This is a genomic window from Enterobacter ludwigii (assembly GCF_001750725.1).
Lineage (GTDB): Bacteria > Pseudomonadota > Gammaproteobacteria > Enterobacterales > Enterobacteriaceae > Enterobacter > Enterobacter ludwigii.
On the sequence record NZ_CP017279.1, the window covers coordinates 1799057 to 1821016 of the forward strand.

General features: G+C 48.8%; 24 protein-coding genes. 18 read left to right on the forward strand and 6 right to left on the reverse strand.

The genetic code is table 11. From position 1 onward, the window contains the following. Window positions 1-180: 180 nt before the first annotated feature. From BH714_RS08455 to BH714_RS08485, 7 genes are all read left to right on the forward strand, one after another. Window positions 181-462, forward strand: a complete 282-nt coding sequence (locus tag BH714_RS08455; RefSeq protein WP_040017650.1) for a hypothetical protein — start codon at window positions 181-183, stop codon at window positions 460-462. A 38-nt stretch (window positions 463-500) separates the two neighbouring features. Next, window positions 501-845, forward strand: a complete 345-nt coding sequence (locus tag BH714_RS08460; protein ID WP_014170390.1) for a carboxymuconolactone decarboxylase family protein — start codon at window positions 501-503, stop codon at window positions 843-845. A 43-nt stretch (window positions 846-888) separates the two neighbouring features. After that, window positions 889-1572 carry a cupin domain-containing protein gene (locus BH714_RS08465; protein WP_080765201.1) on the forward strand — a complete coding sequence of 228 codons (684 nt, stop codon included), beginning with the start codon at window positions 889-891 and terminating at the stop codon, window positions 1570-1572. Continuing rightward, window positions 1569-2672, forward strand: a complete 1104-nt coding sequence (locus tag BH714_RS08470; protein ID WP_040017651.1) for a flavin monoamine oxidase family protein — start codon at window positions 1569-1571, stop codon at window positions 2670-2672. The genes BH714_RS08465 and BH714_RS08470 overlap by 4 nt, the downstream gene beginning before the upstream one ends. Window positions 2673-2845: 173 nt before the next feature. After that, complete coding sequence (locus BH714_RS08475) at window positions 2846-3202, forward strand: cyclophilin-like fold protein (RefSeq protein ID WP_020882425.1); 357 nt, start codon at window positions 2846-2848, stop codon at window positions 3200-3202. A 109-nt stretch (window positions 3203-3311) separates the two neighbouring features. Next, window positions 3312-3809, forward strand: coding sequence for a (R)-mandelonitrile lyase (locus tag BH714_RS08480; RefSeq protein ID WP_236918398.1), 498 nt, complete (start codon window positions 3312-3314; stop codon window positions 3807-3809). After that, on the forward strand, window positions 3809-4600 hold the full coding sequence (locus BH714_RS08485; protein WP_080765202.1) for a carboxymuconolactone decarboxylase family protein: 792 nt from the start codon (window positions 3809-3811) through the stop codon (window positions 4598-4600). Before BH714_RS08480 ends, BH714_RS08485 begins: the two co-directional genes overlap by 1 nt. 75 nt (window positions 4601-4675) lie before the next feature. Here BH714_RS08485 and BH714_RS08490 read toward each other — a convergent pair whose 3' ends face one another. After that, the gene (locus BH714_RS08490; RefSeq protein ID WP_014170396.1) at window positions 4676-5575 is read right to left on the reverse strand and encodes a LysR family transcriptional regulator; all 900 of its coding nucleotides are present in this window, start codon (window positions 5573-5575) and stop codon (window positions 4676-4678) included. Window positions 5576-5841: 266 nt separating this feature from the next. Here BH714_RS08490 and BH714_RS08495 point away from each other — a divergent pair, with 266 nt between their 5' ends. The 3 genes from BH714_RS08495 to BH714_RS24485 all read left to right on the forward strand — a co-directional run bounded on the left by BH714_RS08495 (window position 5842) and on the right by BH714_RS24485 (window position 9190). After that, entirely contained in the window at window positions 5842-6606 is a 765-nt protein-coding gene (locus tag BH714_RS08495; RefSeq protein WP_040017656.1) for an SDR family NAD(P)-dependent oxidoreductase, read from the forward strand. Between the two features lie 143 nt (window positions 6607-6749). Next, window positions 6750-7619: an aldo/keto reductase gene (locus BH714_RS08500; RefSeq protein WP_014170398.1), complete on the forward strand. Its 870-nt coding sequence runs from the start codon at window positions 6750-6752 to the stop codon at window positions 7617-7619. Between the two features lie 314 nt (window positions 7620-7933). After that, window positions 7934-9190 (forward strand): mechanosensitive ion channel family protein, encoded by a 1257-nt coding sequence (locus tag BH714_RS24485; protein WP_040017657.1) that lies wholly within the window; start codon window positions 7934-7936, stop codon window positions 9188-9190. A 166-nt stretch (window positions 9191-9356) separates the two neighbouring features. Here BH714_RS24485 and cspE read toward each other — a convergent pair whose 3' ends face one another. Then, on the reverse strand, window positions 9357-9569 hold the full coding sequence (cspE, locus tag BH714_RS08510) for a transcription antiterminator/RNA stability regulator CspE (RefSeq protein WP_014170400.1): 213 nt from the start codon (window positions 9567-9569) through the stop codon (window positions 9357-9359). Window positions 9570-10158: 589 nt separating this feature from the next. Between cspE and BH714_RS08515 the strand changes: the two genes are divergently transcribed. After that, window positions 10159-10764 (forward strand): hypothetical protein, encoded by a 606-nt coding sequence (locus BH714_RS08515; RefSeq protein ID WP_040019038.1) that lies wholly within the window; start codon window positions 10159-10161, stop codon window positions 10762-10764. A gap of 317 nt (window positions 10765-11081) precedes the next feature. Here the strand turns inward: BH714_RS08515 and BH714_RS08520 are convergent, their stop codons facing one another. Beyond that, a complete protein-coding gene (locus tag BH714_RS08520) occupies window positions 11082-11615 on the reverse strand; it encodes a hypothetical protein (RefSeq protein ID WP_025203966.1) in 534 nt (177 codons plus the stop codon). Between the two features lie 254 nt (window positions 11616-11869). Here BH714_RS08520 and BH714_RS23565 point away from each other — a divergent pair, with 254 nt between their 5' ends. The 4 genes from BH714_RS23565 to BH714_RS08535 all read left to right on the forward strand — a co-directional run bounded on the left by BH714_RS23565 (window position 11870) and on the right by BH714_RS08535 (window position 15989). Beyond that, window positions 11870-12535: a Crp/Fnr family transcriptional regulator gene (locus BH714_RS23565; protein ID WP_020882419.1), complete on the forward strand. Its 666-nt coding sequence runs from the start codon at window positions 11870-11872 to the stop codon at window positions 12533-12535. A gap of 304 nt (window positions 12536-12839) precedes the next feature. After that, the gene (locus tag BH714_RS08525) at window positions 12840-13805 is read left to right on the forward strand and encodes a nucleoside hydrolase (RefSeq protein ID WP_040017658.1); all 966 of its coding nucleotides are present in this window, start codon (window positions 12840-12842) and stop codon (window positions 13803-13805) included. Further along, entirely contained in the window at window positions 13795-14778 is a 984-nt protein-coding gene (add, locus tag BH714_RS08530) for an adenosine deaminase (protein WP_040017659.1), read from the forward strand. The genes BH714_RS08525 and add overlap by 11 nt, the downstream gene beginning before the upstream one ends. 62 nt (window positions 14779-14840) lie before the next feature. Continuing rightward, window positions 14841-15989, forward strand: a complete 1149-nt coding sequence (locus tag BH714_RS08535; RefSeq protein ID WP_040017661.1) for an MFS transporter — start codon at window positions 14841-14843, stop codon at window positions 15987-15989. Window positions 15990-16170: 181 nt separating this feature from the next. Here BH714_RS08535 and BH714_RS08540 read toward each other — a convergent pair whose 3' ends face one another. Continuing rightward, window positions 16171-16650 carry a MarR family winged helix-turn-helix transcriptional regulator gene (locus BH714_RS08540; protein ID WP_025203961.1) on the reverse strand — a complete coding sequence of 160 codons (480 nt, stop codon included), beginning with the start codon at window positions 16648-16650 and terminating at the stop codon, window positions 16171-16173. 140 nt (window positions 16651-16790) lie between these two features. On the opposite strand from BH714_RS08540, the gene BH714_RS08545 reads away from it, so the two are divergent. Next, window positions 16791-17612, forward strand: coding sequence for an alpha/beta fold hydrolase (locus BH714_RS08545; RefSeq protein WP_040017662.1), 822 nt, complete (start codon window positions 16791-16793; stop codon window positions 17610-17612). 75 nt (window positions 17613-17687) lie between these two features. Further along, a complete protein-coding gene (locus tag BH714_RS08550; RefSeq protein ID WP_020882412.1) occupies window positions 17688-18455 on the forward strand; it encodes an alpha/beta fold hydrolase in 768 nt (255 codons plus the stop codon). Window positions 18456-18561: 106 nt separating this feature from the next. On the opposite strand, the gene BH714_RS08555 is transcribed toward BH714_RS08550, so the two are convergent. Then, window positions 18562-19503 carry an MBL fold metallo-hydrolase gene (locus BH714_RS08555; protein WP_040017663.1) on the reverse strand — a complete coding sequence of 314 codons (942 nt, stop codon included), beginning with the start codon at window positions 19501-19503 and terminating at the stop codon, window positions 18562-18564. 174 nt (window positions 19504-19677) lie between these two features. On the opposite strand from BH714_RS08555, the gene BH714_RS08560 reads away from it, so the two are divergent. Beyond that, window positions 19678-20574 carry an AraC family transcriptional regulator gene (locus tag BH714_RS08560; protein WP_040017664.1) on the forward strand — a complete coding sequence of 299 codons (897 nt, stop codon included), beginning with the start codon at window positions 19678-19680 and terminating at the stop codon, window positions 20572-20574. Window positions 20575-20634: 60 nt separating this feature from the next. On the opposite strand, the gene BH714_RS08565 is transcribed toward BH714_RS08560, so the two are convergent. Further along, the gene (locus BH714_RS08565) at window positions 20635-21840 is read right to left on the reverse strand and encodes an NAD(P)/FAD-dependent oxidoreductase (RefSeq protein WP_040017666.1); all 1206 of its coding nucleotides are present in this window, start codon (window positions 21838-21840) and stop codon (window positions 20635-20637) included. Window positions 21841-21960: the final 120 nt, after the last annotated feature.

The window sequence follows — 21960 nt, forward strand, 5'->3', positions numbered from 1 at the left end:
CGCGTACCGGCATGATGCTTCTCTCATCAGACGCCCGACATAGTTTTTCTTTTCTGCAACGCAAGATTAACTGATTTGTTGAAGATAACCGGCTTTCTCATAATCGCCCTCAACGAACGGTAAAGCAGACCGGTACCTTATCCGGCCGCCTTGCCTTAACCCTGAGCGAAGGAGAGAACGATGGCTTATCTGCAAATCAGCCTTGATATCGGTAATGAAAACCGTGCGGCAGCCGCCGGGGTCTACCAGCAATACAAAACCCCGTTCCTGACCACCATCGACGGTGCCATCTCTAAAGAACTGCTTGTTCGTGACGAGGACGTACAGGTCCTGCACGGATTTAAAACCGTGTCCCATGCACAGGCCTATCTCAGCAGTCCGCTTTTCACCCAGGACGTCGTTGAAGCACTGAAACCGTATCTGAACAGCGCGCCTGAAATCCGCATTTACGACGTCCTGTAACGGGCATTTTCTGAAACCTACACGTACCGGAGCTATGAATGTTTTTAAACTGGAATGAATATCGCACCAGCCTGCTGGCCACCGTCGGGAAATTTGCCAGACTGCAGCCTGAATTTATGAAAGGCTTACAGCAGATGGATAAAGGGGCTTCTGAAAATCAGCACCTTGATCCCAAGACCCACGAACTGATTGCGCTGGCTGTTGCCGTTACCACTCGCTGTGATGGTTGCCTGGCGGTACATGTGGAAGCTGCGGTTAAGAAAGGCGCAACGCGTGAAGAGATAGCTGAAGCGCTTTCCGTTGCCATCAGTCTGAACGCCGGTGCTGCGTTAACCTACACCGCCCGGGCTCTGGATGTTTTTGACAACCTGCCAACAAAATAAACCTGTATACGGCACCGCCTGCGGTGCCGTTTAATGACTGACTATGATGTTACTGAATTCTGATTTTTCACAGCGAGCCATCATTACTCCTGATGACTACCGCTGGGTGCCGTCCCCGCAGCCCGGTGTGGAGCGCGTCATGCTTGATCGCATTGGCCGCGAGCAGGCCCGCGCAACCAGCCTTGTCAGGTATGCCCCTGATTCTGTGTTTCCTGAGCACACCCACCCCGGCGGAGAAGAGATTCTGGTGCTGAGCGGTACCTTTACGGAAAACGGAACCGATTATCCGGCTGGCTGGTATCTACGCAGCCCGGACGGCTCGTCGCATCGACCGTCCAGTCGTGACGGCACCACCCTTTTCGTTAAGCTGCGCCAGTTCGCCGCCGAAGAACAGGAACCGGTCAGGATCAATACCAACGAGGCGAGTCGCTGGCACGGCCAGCCGCACAGACTCATTTGTCCCCTGTTCGCAGGCGTAGCGGAAACCACTCAGCTTCAGAGGATCGCACCGGGTGAACGACTCTTCTGCGCTCCGCTCGCCGGAGGAGCCGAGCTTCTGCTTCTCGAAGGGGAAATCAGCGCACCGGAAGGTCGTTACCTGAAAGGTAGCTGGCTCAGATTTCCTGAAGGCGATTTGCCGGCGCTGACGGCCGCCGCTTCTGGGGCACTTTTTTATCTTAAAACGGGACATCTCAGCCCGACCACACTGACCGGAGCGATACCATGAAAGGCAGCGTTATTATCATTGGTGCGGGTGTCAGCGGCCTGTATGCGGGCACACTGCTTGAAAAAGCGGGAGTGGATTACGTGATACTGGAAGCGAGGAAAAGAACCGGCGGTCGCGTACTTTCAGGTCAGGCGTTAGCAAACACGCCTGATGGGGTTCATGTGGACATGGGCGCGACCTGGTTCTGGCCGGAAATTCAGCCTGACTTCGCACACCTGGTTCATCAACTCGGATTAACACCTCTCCCTCAGGGGCGACCGGGGGATATGCTTTATGAACGCCAGACGACGACCCCTGCGCAACGTTATCCTGCCTATGTGACATCACCGGAGTCGTTCAGGCTTCAGGGTGGAATGCAGGCGCTGACGAGCGCATTAACACGCCAGATCCCGGCGCAGAAGATTAAGTCAGACCATCAGGTGGTTTCCATTTCCCTTCTCGGCGAGGATATGCAGGTCGCGACGCAGTCCGAAACGGGCGAAGGCTCACTTTTCACCGGTGAACACGTTTTCCTCGCCCTGCCTCCCGCGCTGGCAGCAAAAATAACGTTCGAGCCAGCATTGCCGGAGCGGGTACTTTCACACTGGCGTAAAACGCCAACCTGGATGGCGCCTCACGCAAAATATGTCGCCCTGTACCAGACCGACTTTTTGCAGGCACAGCATCTCTCCGGCGACGTAAGCAGCCGTGTGGGTCCGATGCTTGAAATACACGATGTGTCAGAGCCCGATACCGGCAAAACGGCTATCTTTGGTTTTATTGGCGTACCGGCAAAATCGCGATGGACGGTGAGCGAGGCCGAACTCAAGCGACTGTGCCGGGAGCAACTGGTGCGACTCTTCGGAGAAGACGCGGCAGAGCCTGAAGCCGAGTGGATAAAAGACTGGGCCGCCGATCCGTTTACGACGACAGAATTTGACCTGCAGCAGGACGTCGGGCACGCACAGCCTCAACAGATTCCGGCGCAGGAAGAATGGGCTGATAAATTAACCGGGATTGCCAGCGAATGGTCACCGCAATTTTCGGGTTATCTGGCCGGCGCAATTGACGCTGCTGCTGAAGGCGTTGGGCACTGGTTACGCCATGTTGCCAGACCCTGAGGCCTGTATCTGCCGATAACAAACATTTTGCTTCCCGGACCGGATTAATGAAATTTATTCATTTTTCTATTCTGATAACGCCTATTAACACGCGGTTTATTTCTGTTAAGAATAGTTGCCAATGACTGCAGACGAATGCCGGCTGGCGCAACGAACTCATACAGGAAAACCCGATGAAGATAAAAATTATACTCAACGACAAGACGCTGACCGCAACGTTGAATAGCAGCCAAACCAGTCGTGACTTTATCGCACTGTTGCCCCTTACGCTGCAGCTGAAAGATTATGCCGGGGAAGAGAAAATTGGCGATCTTCCTCGCCGCCTGTCCACGGCCGGCGCACCTGCGGGTACCGCGGCCGCTAAGGGTGATATCACGCTATATGCCCCGTGGGGAAATCTGGCGATTTTCTATAAAGCACACGGATATGCGTCGGGATTAATTACGCTGGGGCAATTAGACGAACCGGATGCCTTGCCCGTATCACCTGCTGAATATACTGCCCGATTTGAGCTACTGACGGATAAGTAGCCGCCCGAATATGTATTTCCGGCACAGCCGGCAAATCTCATCACAACACATTTATCCCCTTCTCTTTTTCCCGGTACCGGGTTTGCCGTTTCATTCACAACAGGAGAGTATGATGATCCGTTTCACCTCTGTAGCAGCATCACTATTGGTATTTGCAGGTATGTCCGCACACAGCGAAACCACCCCTTCAGCTCAAATGACCGTGTCTGAAACGGGCAGTCGCGCGACGATTGCCGAACCCGCTGACCACTTTACCGGACGTGCTTACATTGACCTCCTCTTCTCACCTGTCGCCCCGCAAAGAGCAGGCGCCGCGTATGTCACCTTCGTGCCCGGCGCACGTTCCGACTGGCATACCCATCCGCTTGGGCAAACACTGGTGGTCACGTCCGGGACGGGCTGGGTGCAGGAGTGGGGGCAGGAGCGAAAAACCGTGCACGCCGGGGATGTCATTCAATGCCCGCCAGGGGTTAAACACTGGCACGGCGCAACGGATAAAACCACGATGGTGCATATGGCCATTCAGGAATCGAATGAGCAGGGACAAAACGTGAACTGGCTTGAAAAAGTCAGCGATGCGCAGTACCTGCAGGCGGGAGGGCATTAATGCTGAACAGAACCGCCCTGCTTTTCGTTTCACTCTTATTGATTAACGGATGTGTCTCCCAGACTACTCAAAACAGGAGTTCGACAATGAAACCGGAAGACTCACGGGACGCTGTAGCCCAGGTCGCGCCAGCAATGGCTGCCTATTCAGAACAGTTTATTGAAAAAGATCTCTGGAATCGCCCGGAACTGTCGCGACGCGATCGAAGCCTGGTGACGGTTGCAGCGCTGATCAGCCGCAATGATACGGCGGAACTTCCCCACTACCTCAACGTGGCGCTGGACAGCGGCGTAAAACCTGCGGAAATCTCAGAGACAATCACCCACCTGGCTTTTTACGCCGGCTGGCCGAACGCCACCTCTGCGGCGCTGATCGCGCGTCAGCTGTTTGCTCAACGCCATATCGATACCGCTTCCTTGCCAGGCGGAAAGGTGGATTTCCTGCCGCTGGATGAAGAGTCGGAAAACAAGCGTGCCACGCTGGTTGAATCAAACTTTGGCAAGGTCTCGCCGGGCGTAGTGAAATACACGACCGACGCGCTATTCCAGAACCTGTGGCTCAGGCCCGGACTGGCGCCTCGGGACAGAAGTCTGATCACGGTCAGTGCGTTGGTCACTGCCGGCCAGGTGGCCCAGGTTCCTTACCATCTCAACCGCGCCATGGACAATGGTTTAACCCGGACCCAGGCGTCCGAAGTCCTGACGCAACTGGCCTTTGTTGCGGGCTGGCCCAATGTTTTCTCGGCGATGCCGGTCTTTAAAGAGGTGTTTGCCGGCAGGGATAATGCCTGACATTTAGCCACGCAACTGTAAACGCCAGGCACCGGATGAGGGGCCTGGCTTTGCGTTGCTGACAAACGTCTCTCTTCAGGGATGTTTGTAATGGCGTAGCGCGTCGACCACCAGCTGGAATGCTTTCGATAGATTTCGGTTCTCGGGATAGTAAATATAATAGCCATCCCAGTAGGGGCACCAGTCGTCGAGCACGCTAATAAGCTCCCCACGGGCAATATGCTTTTCTGCGATATCACGCGGAACATGCGCCAGGCCGTACCCTTCCACTGCAGCCTGAAGGCACTGATAGATCCGGCTAAAGACCAGCTGGCCAGTGACTTTCACGTTCAGGCTTTTACCCTCTTTTTCAAATTCCCAGACGTATAAATTGCCATGCGTAGGAAACCGCAGGTTGATGCAGTTGTAATCAATCAGATCGTTAGGGTGCTGCGGCTGAGGATTGCGGGAAAAATAATCAGGTGAGCCGACCACGGCAAAACGGACATCCGGGCCAATACGCACGGAAATCATGCCGTTGGAGATCTGTTCCCCCAGACGGGTTCCTGCATCAAACCGCCCGGAAACAATATCCGTCAAGGCATAGTCATCAATCAGCTCCAGACTAATGTCAGGATATTCTTTAAGCAGCGGTTCCAGCTTCGGCCAGATAACAGACCCGATAGCATAATCTGACGTTGATATGCGCACCGTACCCGCGGGTTTGCTGTTGAGATCTTTCAGGGACTGCAAACGACCCTGAATACCATCGATGTAAGGCCCCAGGTCATCCAGCATGGACTGACCAATATCGGTTAACGCAATACTGCGCGTGGTGCGAGTCAGCAGTTTCATCCCCAGACGAGATTCGAGGGTACGCATAGTATGGCTCAGGGCTGACTGCGACACGCCTAATTGGGCCGCAGCTTTGGTGAAGCTTTTTTCGCGCGCAACGGCAATAAAAGCCATTAAGTCATTAAGATTTTCTCGTGCCAATCTGGGCCTCTGATATCCGGAAAAAATGGGTGGCTGATTCATCCCAATACACTGTCTCTTCAGACGAAAAGCGTTCTGGCGGTATGGCGTTCATTATAAATGACGCCCGCCTGCGCTGTACGAGAAGCAGTCTATCTAATTTATGAAAATTCCTCATTACTGCATTTTGATTTAGTCAGTTTTAACAACATCACATTTCCCGCAGAATACTTTTACACAACGTGAGACGTCTCCATTGCACGTGATTCCACGGTAAGAGGTATCAAATGGTTAAGTATGATTTTAGTGGCAAGGTGGCGCTGGTCACCGGCGCGGCTTCCGGTATGGGGCTCGCGACCGTCAAGGCATTTTGCGAATCTGGCGCAACGGTGGTGATGGCGGATATTCGCGAGGATGCGTTATCTCGCGAAGCGGATGCGCTACTGGCTGAAGGGTATACCGTGAAACCCGTCGTCTGCGACGTGACTGACGAAGAGCAGGTCAGACGCATGATTGAGAACGCAGTACAGGCGTTTGGTCAGCTCGACGCCGCCTATAACAACGCCGGTATTCAGAGCCCCATTGCAGAAACCGCAGATGCCAGCGGCGAAGAGTTTGATCGCGTCAACGCGATTAACCTGCGGGGTATCTGGAACTGCATGAAATATGAGCTGCAACAAATGCGCCGTCAGAAAAGTGGCGCTATCGTTAACTGTTCGTCTCTGGGCGGGCTGGTCGGCATTGCCGGGCGCGGCGTTTATCATGCGACAAAGCATGGCGTCCTCGGGCTGACCAAAAGCGCAGCGCTGGAATATGCCGCACGTGGAATACAAATCAACGCCGTTTGTCCCGGCATTATCCGCACGCCAATGGTCGAAAATATGCTGAACAGCGAGCCTGACGCAATGGCCGAGCTCATGAAACTGCAGCCAATTGGTCGCCTGGGCGAGCCCGAAGAGATCGCGCGCGCCGTCTTATGGTTGTGCAGTTCCGATGCCAGCTTCGTCACCGGACAGGCTCTGGCAATTGATGGCGGTTATACGGTTCAGTAATCAGATGTCATTCTGGTTTATTCCCGACAGGGTATAGACCAGCGTATTCAGCGATTTGAAAGAATAAAGACGATTACCACGGGTTCGTCGTGGTTCTGTTTATACTTTTGAATGGTGTCTAAACAGGGTGGAGGGACTCTTCAGTGGAATATACAGTATTAAGCAACAACCTCAGAATGCCGATGGCGGGTTTTGGTGTTTTTCAGGTCACCGATAAAGAAGAATGTAAACAGTCAGTGCTGAGCGCCATTCGTACAGGCTATCGCCTCATTGATACCGCAGCAGTGTACGGCAATGAAGACGCCGTGGGCGATGCCGTTCGTGAAGCCATCGCTGAAGGTCTGTGTACCCGCGAGGAGTTATTTATTACCTCTAAGCTGTGGGTGCAGGACATGGCAAGCTACGAGACCGCCAAAGCCGGTATTGAGGCATCGTTAAAAAAATCGGGATTAGACTATTTCGATCTCTACTTATTGCATCAGGCAATGCGCGATTATTTCAGCGCGTGGCGGGCTTTGGAAGATGCGTATGATGCCGGAAAGCTAAAAGCGATTGGCGTGTCTAATTTCTACGCCCACGTGCTCACCAATTTCTGTGAAACGGTCAGAATTAAGCCCATGGTAAATCAGGTGGAATTACACCCTTACTTTGCGCAATCTGACGCGCTTGAGACCATGAAATATTACAACGTTCAGCCAGAAGCCTGGGCACCACTTGGCGGCGGAAGGCACAAACCGTACGAAAATGAAATGCTCAAGGGGATTGCCGAAGCGCATCAAAAAACCATCGCTCAGATCATTCTGCGCTGGAATGTGCAACGTGGCGTTACCGTCATTCCTAAATCCACGCACCAGAACCGGATTGAAGAGAACCTGGCTATCTGGGACTTCTCCCTGAGCGATGCCGAAATGGCACAAATCAGTTCGCTCGACTTAGGCTATGTTGGCGATGCGGTTAAACACTTTAACCCTGAGTTTGTTCGCGGGTGTCTGGGTGTAAAAATCCACGACTAAGCGCGACGCGGCGTGCCACCCTCTTCCACTTCTGCAGAGAATGTAACGCCCCTCTCCCTGCTTCGGTACCGAACAGGGAGAGGATATATGTTTTAGCGATCCAAATGCTGAAGGTGGACATCGTCTGCTTTTATTGCCTGGAACGGTTCTGGAAATAAAGTTACCGACCGAAACAAAATAGGTCTGTGCGACTTAGGATTCAGGTCGTGGACTTGTCTGTACCGGATATGCCATTATATGATTTGGTTAAATCTTTGTATTTATCTTTTGAATAAGGTTAATACAAACTGGCATACTTATTCAGGCGATAAGCGATGGTGTACTTGGATTATTTATTAACATTTATAGAAAGCAATCCGGCTCTGGCCATTGGATTTAATCTTATTCTGTTGGTCATCTCAGGTTTCTTTGCGCACCTGATGTGCAAATTCCTGCTCATAAAAATCGTCCGTAAGGTCTTCTTTGCCAGCCATAAACAGGATGTCCCGCTGGAAAAAGATCGTCGCATAGCCGAAAAGCTGTCGAATTTCATTCCGGTTATTATCGTTTATTACGTCCTGCAGTTTATGCCCAATATGCCTGCATCGCTGGTGACGGCAATAAATACCATTTGTGGGATTTTATTCTTTATTTTTCTGTCGGTTTTCTTCAATGAGATGTTGGATATTGTCAACAGCTCATATTTACGCAAGACGAAGCGTAAAAATCACTCTATCAAAGGCTATATCCAGATAGGAAAAATATTTATTCACGTCATTGCCGCGATCATGATCCTTGCCGTCATGTCGAATAAATCCCCCGCGATTATTATTTCCAGCCTCGGGGCCGTGGCGGCCGTGCTGATGTTAGTCTTTCAGCATACCCTGCTTTCGCTCGTTGCCAATATCCAGCTTTCGTCAAATGACGTCCTGCAGTTGGGGGACTGGATTGAAATGCCCGATAAAAACCTGAGTGGCGAAGTGACCGACATTGCGCTGCACACCATTACTATCCGTAACTGGGATAACACGATCTCGCGTATCCCGACCAAAAACTTTCTGACCGAAACGTATACCAACTGGCAGGCCATGTTTTCGTCAGGCGCACGCCGGATTATGCGCAGCACCACGATCGATCAGCACTCCGTTACATTTCTCACGCAGGAAACGCTGGCCCCGATGCTGGCCCTGCGCGGCACGAATGAACCGCTGGCAAAACTCATCGACGGGCGTGATCCCATGGGCATACCGGACAGTTGGTTTATGGATAATGGCCTGACAAATTTAACGCTCTTTCGGCACTACCTGATGGCCTGGCTCGCCGATCGGCCTGATATTATCAAAGATATGTATATTGTGGTGAGAACGCTGAAGCCTACGCCGTCGGGTATTCCCCTGGAAATTTATTGCTTTACCTCTTCCGTACTGTGGGTGGAGTATGAAAATACTCAGTCAGCGATATTTGAATACATCACCGCTGTCGCCGGTCAGTTCTCGCTCCGTTTATATCAGTATCCGGCAGGACATGATTTCTGGCGTTTATCACAGGAACACAGCCTTCGGGACCGCACCCCACCTCCGGGTGAAGGTTAAGTTTTTTTGAAAACAGGCCGGTCAAACGGAATAATAGACAGCCTATCACCATCCTGAAGCCATAAAAAAACCCGCACTTGGCGGGTTTTTTTATTATCGGTGAAGCTTAACTGCTCAGACTCGCGTCTTCATCGCTATCGTAAGGCTCACCGACAATGTGCGCGACTTACAGCGGAGAAACGTTACCCGCTGCTGGGCCTTTAGCGCCATTTTCAATGGTGAAGGACACTTTCTGGCCTTCATCAAGAGATTTGTAGCTGTCGCTCTGAATAGCAGAGAAGTGTACGAATACATCTTTGCTGCCGTCGTCAGGAGTGATAAAGCCAAAACCTTTATCAGAGTTAAACCATTTTACTAAACCAGTCATTTTATTAGACATAGATAATTCCTTATTTTTTGAGCCACTAAGCGCGGCGATGATGGCCTGTATTTAGAGAGTAACTTATTTGGCACTTAGGAGGAGGCTCACGAAGAAGAGTATCTATTGATAACACCTGAACTGAGGACTGCTTTACTAAACTGCTTTAATAAGGTCTGTATTCCAAACCGATGACGCTATTTAGGCACAGAAAAATTTTTTAAGCAAAGTTTTTATTTTTTATTATAACCACTTAAACACCCGGACGGCTGAATGGCTATGGGAATTAAGGCGCTGGCGCAGCGTATTCACGCCCTGTTTAGCTAAAGCATACCGCCCCTTTTGAGGGTGGATACCCGTCTGACGATGGGTCATCGTATGCGCGTGACTGCTCAACCAGAGGCTGAACTCGTGTGGCATGGGGTTACATCGCTCAGACGACTTTCCACCTGGATTTCTGATGCAAGGCTGAAGTCTGAGGTGGAAAGGTAATGCGCCCTCGCTAAGTAGCTCAAAATGCTTAAAATTCATGCCTATAGCGCACAAAGTGAAATAGATTTTCGTTCGAAGCCACTTATCATAGGTGTTTTGAATGAAAGTGGTGGTGTTAATGTCTGTGCTCAAAAGCTTTTTCTTCTTTCTTTTCGCGTCAGCAGCCTGCACTGTGCCCGTGCTTTGCCTGTGGGCGGATATCTATTTATTTAATCTGGATATACCGGAGATATCGCTGACCGAAATTGTGCAGGAATCAGTTTTAGGGGGCATCGTATTTATACACTTCCTGCTGGCGAAGAAATGGGCATTCATGCGCTATTGCAACATCCTGATTGGCGGCTTTTTCCTCTCCATGCTGATTCGAGAACTGGATGCATTTTTCGATCTTCTGGCTCACGGAAGCTGGGTATGGTTTGCACTGCTTTCCGCCGTTTGTGCTTTGCTTTATCCCGTTATCCATTATCGTCTTACCCTTACACAACTCGCACACTATACCCGTACCCCGTGGTACGGCGTGATGCTCAGTGGTCTGTTGGCAGTCCTGGTCTTCTCCCGACTGTTTGGAATGCACGGGTTATGTTACGCGATACTTGATCAAAGCTACGTCAGGGTGGTCAAAAATGTCGTGGAGGAAGGAAGCGAGTCATTCGGGTATATGCTCTGCCTTATAGCATCTGTAGGGTACTACTGCTCTTTCCGGTCGCTCCCCCGCCAGAAATGATTCTGGTATTTAGAGAGCACGATAAACACGCCAATCTTCCTGTGACGATGAGTTGAACGCCACAGGGAGAGCGGACTTCTATTCTCAAAAGCAAACGTTGTAGCGCCCAATATAATATGTTACATCTCTCTTAACGCCATCCGCGTGCTCCGTGTTCAGGTAATGCCCTTATAAAGTGAAAAAGAATCAATAGTCGTTGAACAGATGAAGATAAAAAAACAACATCAAAAATCTCTTCTTCAGATTTTTAATGGTGAAGTCAATCTCCCTCGCAGCAAAAATTCACGTGATTATATGTGAATTCGCAGACTAACATCTTAACGCTCTATTAATTCGGCGAATCTCTCAAGAAATGCACTAAATGCAGCTTTCGGTAGCATCGGAACGACTTTAATTATAACCGATGGTGATATATCTCGCAGGGAAGGATAGTCTAATACCTTTTCCATACCCAGATCCCTCGCTTCAGTAGCGAGCATGATCCGATCAGCATGCTTAACTTCTGAGGCTTTACAGGAGGAAATATTAAATTTCACTCTGATCAATGACTCAATTTCTTTCTCAAGGTTTATATACTGCGGCATACATTTTTTTAAAGGAGAAGGGAAATCTTTTATGTAAGCCTCGGTGGCATCATGAAGAAGCCCTTCCAGAGCCAAATGCACTGGCGTTAAATAACTTACCAGAACGGAATGCTGAGCCACTGAATAGAAACTTTCGCATTGCCCACCAAAACGGCATTCATTTGACAAGCCCTTAGCGATATCAATTATATCTATATCATTTATACTGAGATTAAGAAAATCAATTTTCTTGCCGCTAAAAGTAACGATAGTGGTTGCTGAATGCATAAATCCGCCCCAAATAAAATAACTCTCAGACCATTTACCTGGAGTATAAAAAACGCTTTATCGAAAAAAAAGGACGCATGTCCTTTTTTCGAAAGGAGTTTTATTATAAGAATTGATGACGATTTGAGAAAATGGTATAGATGCGCCAGAAATATCATCGCTGACAGGTTAACCTGGGGATGCCAGGCATATGACTTGAGATTATTTCATGCGCAATCTATAATAATTCACAAACAAAGCGTTGAGTCACCTTTATGAAATCATTACAAATAGATTTATCACATTCTGACATTCTGAACTCTAAACTTAAATTCATTTTACCAGATGACATACTCAGTAGAGCTAAATTACTGATTTTTAATAAGGGAGAGATTTTACTCCACCAAGGAGATTCCCCATCGGGAGTTTACTGTTTAATTAAAGGTAAGGTACAAATAGAGCATTTATCTAAAGATGGTAAAGATATTACTTTTTGTATAGAAGAACCTCTCTCTGTGATTGGTGCCATTGAAATTTTCCAACATGATAGCACCAGCAGAAATCTGAGTACAGTAAAGATCCTTAAGACGTCAACGATAGTTTATTTTTCACTTAACTATATAAATACAATTGGATTAAATGAGCCAGTTTTTCTTCGTTTTCTTTGCCAACAACTTGCAAATAAATTATTCATCTCTTCTCAATTAAAAACCACTATGTGTTTAAGTTCATTACAGAGAGTGTCAAATTACCTCATGAATGAATATAATAAACATGGTTCCGTTATCAGGCTTGAGCGAAGAGAATTGGTCGCATCATTTCTTTCCATTTCGGTGAGACATCTCAATCGAGTTTTAGCAGAGTTACAAGAAAATCAAATCATAGAACTCAAGAATAAAACGATTATAGTGAAAGACAGTGAATTATTAAAGCCAGAGTAATCTGCAAATAACCTTCGCACCACATTCTACCACAGCCGCTTTCAACGCCATCGGAAGATGGTTCATTTATATGAAGCCTTTTTCAATCACAAGTTTTTTATTTTATAAAAGCACTAACCATATATAAAAACTATGGCACACGATTTTTTCACAAATATCTTAGCGAAGTTAGCGCTCAGAATACTAATCGTTATTGAAGCGAGACCGACTGGCATGTCCACTAAAAAGAGATAGATGTCCTTTTTTTTGGATGCATTGTTCGTCATCTTATCTCGTGACAAGCTTCCTTACTGAGAGAAATACTATGAGAAAATTACTTATTGATACTGATACCGCTTCTGATGACGCAGTCGCTATTGTGATGGCACTCAGAGAGCGTACCGTTAGGGTTGAAGCAATAACAGTAGTCGTTGGTAACTGTGAGATCGAACAGTGTGTTCAAAACGCATTAGTGAGTATTGAAAAAGCCGGAACATATGCTCCTCCTGTATTTTCCGGAATGACAAAGCCGCTTTTTAAAACCCACTTCACTTCTCACCATATTCATGGCAAAGATGGTATGGGTAATATGGAAAATCCCCCCACCACCCTAAAGTCGGAATCACTTCATGCGGTGGATGCGATTCTTCTTTATGCAGAAAAATTCAAAGGTGAACTTGAGATCGTTACCCTGGGACCTCTGACTAATCTGGCAATGGCAGTACTGAAGGAACCAACGCTTGCGAAAAAAATTAAACAAGTTTATATCATGGGCGGTGCCGGCCTTACTTCGGGAAATATCACGCCTCTGGCTGAGTTCAATTTTTTTGTTGATGCGGAAGCCGCTAATATAGTGATGCAATCAGGGCTCCCTATGACAGTCGTTGGGTGGGAAATAGGCATGGGAGAAGCTTTCATTAATGAAGATGATATAGCATACCTCAATCAACTGAGCCCCTTGGGTCAGTTCGCCGTAAGATGCAACAAATCCTTGATGGAGTTTAATGCAGGCCGAACGGTACGCAAGGGTTTTGATTTGCCAGACCCCACCACCATGGCAGTAGCGCTTTTTCCTGATATTGTTGAGGAGGCGTTTTCCCGTTATTCCTGGGTGGAGTACAAATGTGAGTCATCGTATGGACATTATGTTATCGATGCGACAAACCTTACAGGGAAAGCACCCAATGCCAGAATTATACTTAAAATAAAAAGTGGTATGTTCAAAGAGAAATTATTCTCGTTACTCGCAGACTCCGCAATGATGTATAGAGGAACTTTAGATGCATTTTAATTCCCGAAGGATTCCGAAAATTGAGCTTCACGTTCATTTGGATACGTGTATTAGCTATCATTGCGCAAAAATGCTGATGCCTGCACTGAATCTTAAAGTATTTCAGTCGAATTTTATCGCACCGAGTCAATGTACTGACCTGGGAGATTTTTTAAGAAGAATTTCTCCACAGCTGAGCTTATTACAAACCCACACTGCATTACGTCAGGCCGTCGAAGACATGTTTGATCAACTCCATGCTGATGGGGTAATTTATGCTGAGTTACGCTTTGCGCCACTCTTACATCTTAATCAATATCTTACGGCTGAAGAGGTCATTGAAACCGTCCTGGATGCCATGCAGATAAATAGCCATATTTTTGATATCAAAGCCAATTTAATATTATGTACACTGCGTCATTTTACGGCAGAACAGAGCCTTGAGACGGCAAGACTGGTGACAAAATACCTGCATTATGGGGTTGTCGCGCTTGACCTTGCAGCTGATGAAGCCCGCTACCCGCTGGATAACCATGTTGAGGCGTTTAATTATGTACGCCAGCATGGAGGCAACTGTATCGCACATGCAGGAGAGGCTAAGGATTTCGTCAGCGTAAATGAAACGCTTAATAAACTGAAAGTTTCTCGCATCGGACATGGCGTCAGAAGCATTGCTGACAGAGCGACACTAGATCGGTTGCTTGAAGAGCATATCCATCTGGAGATTTGCCCGGGTTGTAACATTGTCTGTAATATTTATCCTTCCATTGAAGAGCACCCTGTTAATGCGCTTTTTCGTGAAGGCATTTCATTAAGCATTAATACTGATGCCAGAACCGTTGCCAACACCTCACTGGATAAAGAATATCAACTATTACATCATGTTTTTGGATGGGACACAGAAGAATTTCTGGTTTGCAATATCAATGCTATTGACGCATGTTTTGCCTCGCTACCGCTGAAGAAACAACTCAAAGCCAATCTTACGGGGTGATAATCCCAGACATACATTTAAACAACAGGCATGAGCGCTCATTACATCGAATATGAAATAACATGACCACATTTTTGTATCTAATACTCTGTGCGATGTCTACCGCCGCCGGCACCGATATGGTTTTGCCTGCTATTCCACTTTTTGCTACAGTCTTTAATATCTCATCGGAGATATCACAAAGGATACTCTCCATATATGTAGCAGGTAATGCCTGTGGTTTATTACTATTTGGTAACCTGGCCGATCGCTTCAGCAAAATCAGGATGCTCTTCTTTGCGCTACTTTTATTTTCACTAACTTCTTTTGGTTGCGCGTATGCTCCAGAAATAACACTTCTTTTAATATTACGATTTATACAAGGGATGGCTTCTGCTGCAGCATCAGTTTTCATCCCTGGATTTATTAGAGGTTTGTTTCCTCATCGGAAGGCAGCCCGGGCAATTGGATTGTTAGGGAGCATACAGGCATTAGTTCCGGCGATAGCCCCTGTAGTAGGTACACTTATCCTGCAGTTCTTTAACTGGAGAATCACGTTTATCTCTCTGGGCGTACTGACGATGGCTTTAGCTGTAATGATAAGGTTTGCAAAGGGACCAGAACGAAACCCAGGCCAGCACACGCCTGGAACGTACGTACAATTATTGAAAAATGCTGTTTATCTTCGCTATGCATTGAGCCAGGCTTTGGCCGTTGGCGGTCTGATAACGTTCGTATTCGGAGCACCAAGCGTCATTATCCTTTCCATGGGCGGGAACCTGAATGACTTCATCCTTATGCAAATGTTGAACGTAGGAGGTTACATCATCGCCGCCAACATTTCTCCGGGGTTGGCTGAACGTTTTAGCCATGAAAAAGTAATTCTTGCCGGCACGCTTATGGCATTGCTCAGCGCCTTCGCGCTATCGGGATATGGTTTCCTGAACGGAAGCCGGGCTTTTGTTATGACCATACTCTTTACGCCAATGGGTTTTGCGCTGGGGTTAAGGGGCCCCGTCGCCTTCTACAGGGGTATCGTTTCTGCAGGCAGTAATGATGCCAGAGGATCTGCGCTTATGATTTTCCTCACCTTCATAACGACTGCGCTGGGGTCACTCATAACTGGACATTTTATTACGGGTGGGCTCACCCCTCTTGCCATGTCAGTCACCGCCATGTTCTTACTGTCATTTTTGCTTTTTGTGTTATTGCCAAAACTGAACCGCCAGTGAATAAACAACAATGGGTAAGTCAATATTCTTTACAGCAGTGCATGAACGCTGTTGAAGAGTCGCTTCGGGGCGCAGCGGACATTGCACCCGCCCACCCCGGCAGTTAAAGCAAAGTAACTCCCCGGTACCTGTCTTGTCAGTCACCAGACGTACACTTATCAGGAACCCGAATCCGCCTCAATCAGGATAGGTCATCGGCGTCCGGTTTCTGCGCACGGTGGATCTTGTCACGGATCTTATCAACTGATGCTTTGATGTCAGCAATGATGTCGGCGTCCATCCCAAGGGTATCCACAATACAGCGCGTGATAGTGCTGGTCTCGCTTTTCAGCGCCTCACCCTTCTCCGTTAGGTGGATAAGCACTTCGCGCTCATCCTTCGGATTGCGTGTCCGGGTGATCAACCCCGCAGTCTCCAGCCGTTTCAGTAAAGGGGTCAGCGTACTGGACTCAAGAAAAAGAATTCCACTCAGTTCCTTCACTGTCCGCCCATCCTGATTCCACAAGGTGACCATCACAAGATACTGGGGATAGGTCAGGCCAAGCTTATCGAGCATGGGACGATAGAGCTGGGTAAAAGCATGTCCCGCTGAGTAAAGAGAGAAACAGAGCATACCGTGCACATCGGGCAGGGAATCCTCGGAAGTAGTGTGTTTAGTCATATGTCCTCCAGTCTCCCTAAAATAATTTGCATACGATTTAATTGCAAGCGATTGACAAAGGCAAAAAGGGCTGCCATATTCATTTGCACACAAACAAGTCGTACACAAACTAATAGCACAACACATGACAGGAGAACGAAATGACAACTTTCACCACCACAGACGGAACCGGCATTTTCTACAAAGACTGGGGTTCAGGTCAGCCTATCCTCTTCGCTCATGGATGGCCGTTATCGTCTGATGCCTGGGATCAGCAGATGCTGTTTTTCAGCCAGAAGGGTTTCCGGGTCATCGCACACGACCGTCGCAGCCACGGGCGTTCGGACCAGACTTTCCACGGTAACAATATGGATCAGTATGCGGACGATCTCGCTGAGCTGATTGAGGCGCTGGATCTGAAGGATCTGATTTTAGTGGGTCACTCAACAGGGGGCGGCGAAGTTGCACATTATATCGGTCGTCATGGTACCTCACGTGTGGCTAAAGTCGTTCTGGTCGGCGCAGTCCCTCCTCTGATGCTCCGGACGGATGCCAATCCTGACGGCACCCCAATGGAGGTGTTTGATGCCATCCGCGAAGGCACGGCCAAAAACCGCTCACAGTTTTACTTCGACCTGACGGTTCCGTTCTATGGCTTCAACCGTGACCATGTCCCCACCAATGACGGGTTGCGGGAAAACTTCCGCAGAATCGCCCTGCAGGGCGGTATTAAGGGGCAATATGACTGCATCCATGAGTTCTCTGAAGTCGATTACACACACGACCTGCAGCAGATTGATCGCCCTACCCTGATTATTCATGGCGACGACGACCAGATTGTCCCCATTAAGGCATCCGCACACCGCGCCGCTGAGATCGTCGCGAATGCGACGCTGACAATATATGCCGGCGGTTCACATGGACTGGCGGAGACAGAAGCCGATCGCTTTAACGCTGACGTACTGGCCTTTATTCGCAGCTAACAAGGTGGCCTGTTCCAGACAGGCCGCAACCATCATACGCATAGCCTTTAAACTGAATTGAAAAGAGGAACGATCATGTCCAAATTTGCTGCCTCCCTTGCCGTTGCCACCGTTTTGCTGTCTGCCAGCGCTATCGCAGAAACCGCTAAGCCGACTGTTGTCCTGGTTCATGGTGCCTTTGCCGACTCTTCGAGCTGGAATGGCGTTACCCAAATCCTGCAAAAGGACGGGTATAACGTCGTCGCTGCGGCGAATCCGCTGCGCAGTGTTTCGACTGATGCGGCTTACGTCTCTTCCGTGGTGAACAATATTAAGGGGCCGGTCGTCCTTGTTGGCCATTCCTATGGTGGCCAGGTCATTACGAACGCGGCCCGTGATACAAACAATGTGAAATCGCTGGTGTATGTCGCCGCATTTGCTCCGGATGCCGGTGAAGCGGCGGCCGACCTGGCCGGAAAATTCCCTGGCGGCACGCTTGGCCAGGCGCTCGCCGCACCGGTGAAGCTGGCTGATGGTAGCGTCGATCTCTCCATCGACCAGGCGAAGTTCCACCAGCAATTCGCACATGACGTTTCAGCTAAAGAGGCGGCGCTGATGGCCGCAGGGCAAAGACCGATTACCGAAGCGGCTTTAACTGAAAAGTCAGGGGCACCTGCCTGGAAAAAACTGCCCTCTTACTTCATTTACGGTGACGGCGACAAAAATATCCCCGCCCAGGGTTTGCGATTCATGGCTGAACGCGCGGGATCAAAACACACCGTGGTGATCAAGGGCGCATCCCATGTCGTGATGGTTTCTCATCCGCAGGACGTTGCCACACTTATTGAGGAAGCGGCGAAGTAAATATCTCTCTCCCCCCTGAACGCCATCCCTCGTCTGAGGGATGGCCGTATAAGTAATGCCTCTTATGTTCCTGCCGGTATCCGTGAAAATGACATCAGCGGTATTCTTAATAATCCCAGGGACCCGGAATGCAACGGAACGTATCTCCGTCGACAGCAACATGGCAGACAGACGGGAATGAGAGATGAGTAGCGATTAACGACTCCCTGTTATCAGCCAGTTCCTGCAGCAGACGAATGCGAATCTGTGCCGCTTCTTCGGGATAATGGTCGAAACCATTGAACCAGTCAGGATGTTCAAACCCAACCTGGAAAATAGCATCGCCGGCAAAGGTGAGTCGTTCCCCCTCAGAGGCCAGCCTTACCACGCTGTGTCCGGGAGTATGCCCGCCTGTACGAACGACACACACGCCGGGTGCAACCTCGTATTCCTCTTCGAATGTGTGCAGTTGAGTCTGGTACGCTTGCAAAAATTGGGTAGCGGTTTGGCGCAGTGCTTCCGGGAAACCAGGCGGCATGGAAACCTGTGAAAAATCGGGGTCACGCCAAAATTCCACCTCAGCAGCAGCGACATGAATGCGAAGGTCTGACCGCATGCGCGCTTTCACACCCTCAATAAGCAGCCCACCAACGTGATCCATATGCAGATGCGTGATAATCACATCCGTGACGCTGGCAAGATCTATCCCCGCTGACGCCAGGCGGTTAACCGTTCGACCGGCGCGGGGTAAATCAGGGAAAGCCTCCCCCATCCCTGCATCAACCAGGATCGTCCGGTCACCGCTATGCACGAGAACCACATTTAAGGCCCAGTCGAGAAAATCGGCAGGCAGAAACTTATCTTCAAACCAGTGGGTACGTTCGGAGGCCTCCGCGTTATGACCCAACATGGGTCCAGGTAATGACAACACGCCGTCACTGATCACCAGAACATCAATCTTACCGACCTGTAGTGCATAACGTGATGGCACCTTTTCATAAACGGCTTCAACATGCGAAGTACCATTAACAGGTGCTAACGACGCTGCATCATTCTTAGATATCGCCATATTTCCTCCAGACAACATAATTAATCGATTTAAGGGTATACACACCGTAGAAATGACTTTTTCCCCTCTGTTATTTCCCATCATCAAAAATAAACATGCAGACAGAACACAATGAAACAGGGTTAAAACATCGCTATACTCTTATGATGCCCACTGTTATTAACAGGTATACTCATGAAAAATCATGACATTCCTCTTGACGATGCCGTTCATAAAATGGCTCAGGTATTAAAGAACCGACCTGAATTAGGCATAGACAGTGGAGATGCGCTGCAAATTCGCTGTTATCACTGGCCGCATGGGCCATTGCATGAAACTATCCCGCCACTCGATCAACATGTGATTATTGCTCACGTTGGACATATGCAGCGTGTTGAGCGAAAAACAGAAAATAAAATCGTTAAAAACACGATACGGAAAGGCGCCATCACGACAATTCCTCAGGGAAGTACATCTCGCTGGGATATTGCTGGTCTTGTAGATGTTATGCATTTATATATTCCTGATAATATTTTCGCCGATCTTCTGAATCAAATGGAGATACCCACTGCTGAGTTACTCTTACGCACAGCGCATTTTGATGAGACGGCATCAAAAATTACGCTGGCCGTTGCGGAAATCATTTCTGACAATAACAAAATTAACCAACTGCTCTGCGAGCACTTAACACTGTCATTAATATTACAGTTAATAAAAAACCACTCCAACACGCTGACAGCCGCAGGTCAGTCGCAAGGAGTATTGTCTTCGCGCGCATTAAAAATGGCGCTGGAAAAACTGGATAAGAGCCCCATAGGGGATGTCACGATTAAATCACTGGCTCTTGAGCTGGGAGTTTCCTCAGCTCATTTCTGCCGTGCCTTTAAAAACAGTACCGGCTTAACCCCGTACGGGTGGCTTAAGCAGCGCGTAATGGAACGCGCTTTCCACGAGTTACAACACACCGATAAACTGATTACAGAAATTGCCATTGAAAGCGGCTATGGCTCGCAAAATGCATTTACCCAGGCCTTCAGAAAAATAACAGGCTTGACTCCCGGTCAATGGCGTGAAAAAAAGAACATGCGTTGATGCCGCCAGCCGCCAGCCGCCAGCCGCCAGCCGCCAGGCAGCATCAACAGAGATGCCCTGTTACGGAACAATAATATAATCAGGGTTAGCAACAGAAAACATTTTCTCTCTGTCGGGTTCTGGCGGATAAATCCACTGAGTATTAATTTCCTGCTTTATTTTTTTCGCTTCAATGCCCTGGTACATAACCTGATGATCCCAGCCTTCCGTGTAGACCGCCCCCCATTTGCCCAGATCAAGACAGGTAACATATTTTGGCTGGCTGTAAGAATGCAGCGGTAATCCCAGTATTTCTGCTGCCGCGTTATGACCGGCGACGCGCCCCAGGCTCATCGCATGCTGGCAGGACATGACGTTATAATTACCTTCATCATCCGTAGGGACTTTTACGGTATCGCCGGTAACGAAGATACCCCTGGCGCCAGGTGCCCGCAGATACGCATCCCCTATAACACGGCCCAGACTATCGTGGTCGCCCGGGATGAGCCCGGCTAACGCGCTGGCCCGCATTCCCGCCGTCCATATCACCGTTTTGCTGGGGATAAATTCATCGTCCGAGAGCATCACCCCCTCAGCGTTGATTGCGCGCACTCTGACGCCCGTTCGTACAGTCACGCCATTACTGGCGAGCGCCTGATTGATGATCTCACAGGCATCCTCGCCCATCGCCTGACCAATTTTGTTCGAACTGTCCACAATAATAACCTGCAAATGGCGCTCCGAACCCAAGAGGTCTCTGAGGCGTTCCGGCATTTCAGTGGCGGTCTCAAGCCCGGTCAGGCCCCCACCGGCGACAACAACAGTATTTCGTGCGGGAGAATCAGGCTCTGAAGCTAACGACATGAGGTGTTGCTCCAGTTCATGAGCAGCATTCAATGAGTTCACGTCAAAACTGTATTCCGTGATCCCCGGCAGTTCAGGGTGAAATGCCTGGCTTCCGGTGGCCAGCACAAAACTGTCAAAATTAACTGAGGTTTCGCCACTCTCTTTTTTTACCGAGATAGTTTTATTTTCTGCATCAATACCGGTGACATAACCGGCAATATAGTGCACACCCGCAGCCTCAAGAACATGCAGAATAGAGGGTGCCATATTTTCAAGCACGGCTTCATACAATCTTGGACGAATGGTTAATGCAGGTTCCGGTGAAACCAAAAAAATCTCAATCCGATCATTTGCCTTTTCCATTTGTACCAGCCTTGCTGCTGAAATGGCGGCCCACATACCTGCAAAACCCGAACCGGCAATAATAATACGTTTTTTCATAGCGATACCTGTTAACAGCGGATGATGAAAATGTCGTTACCGCACCAAGAGTAGTGAAAGTCAAACCTGCCTGCTCTAGCAAAATTGATGTGCTTTAATCAAATTTGATGTTTTTTTTAT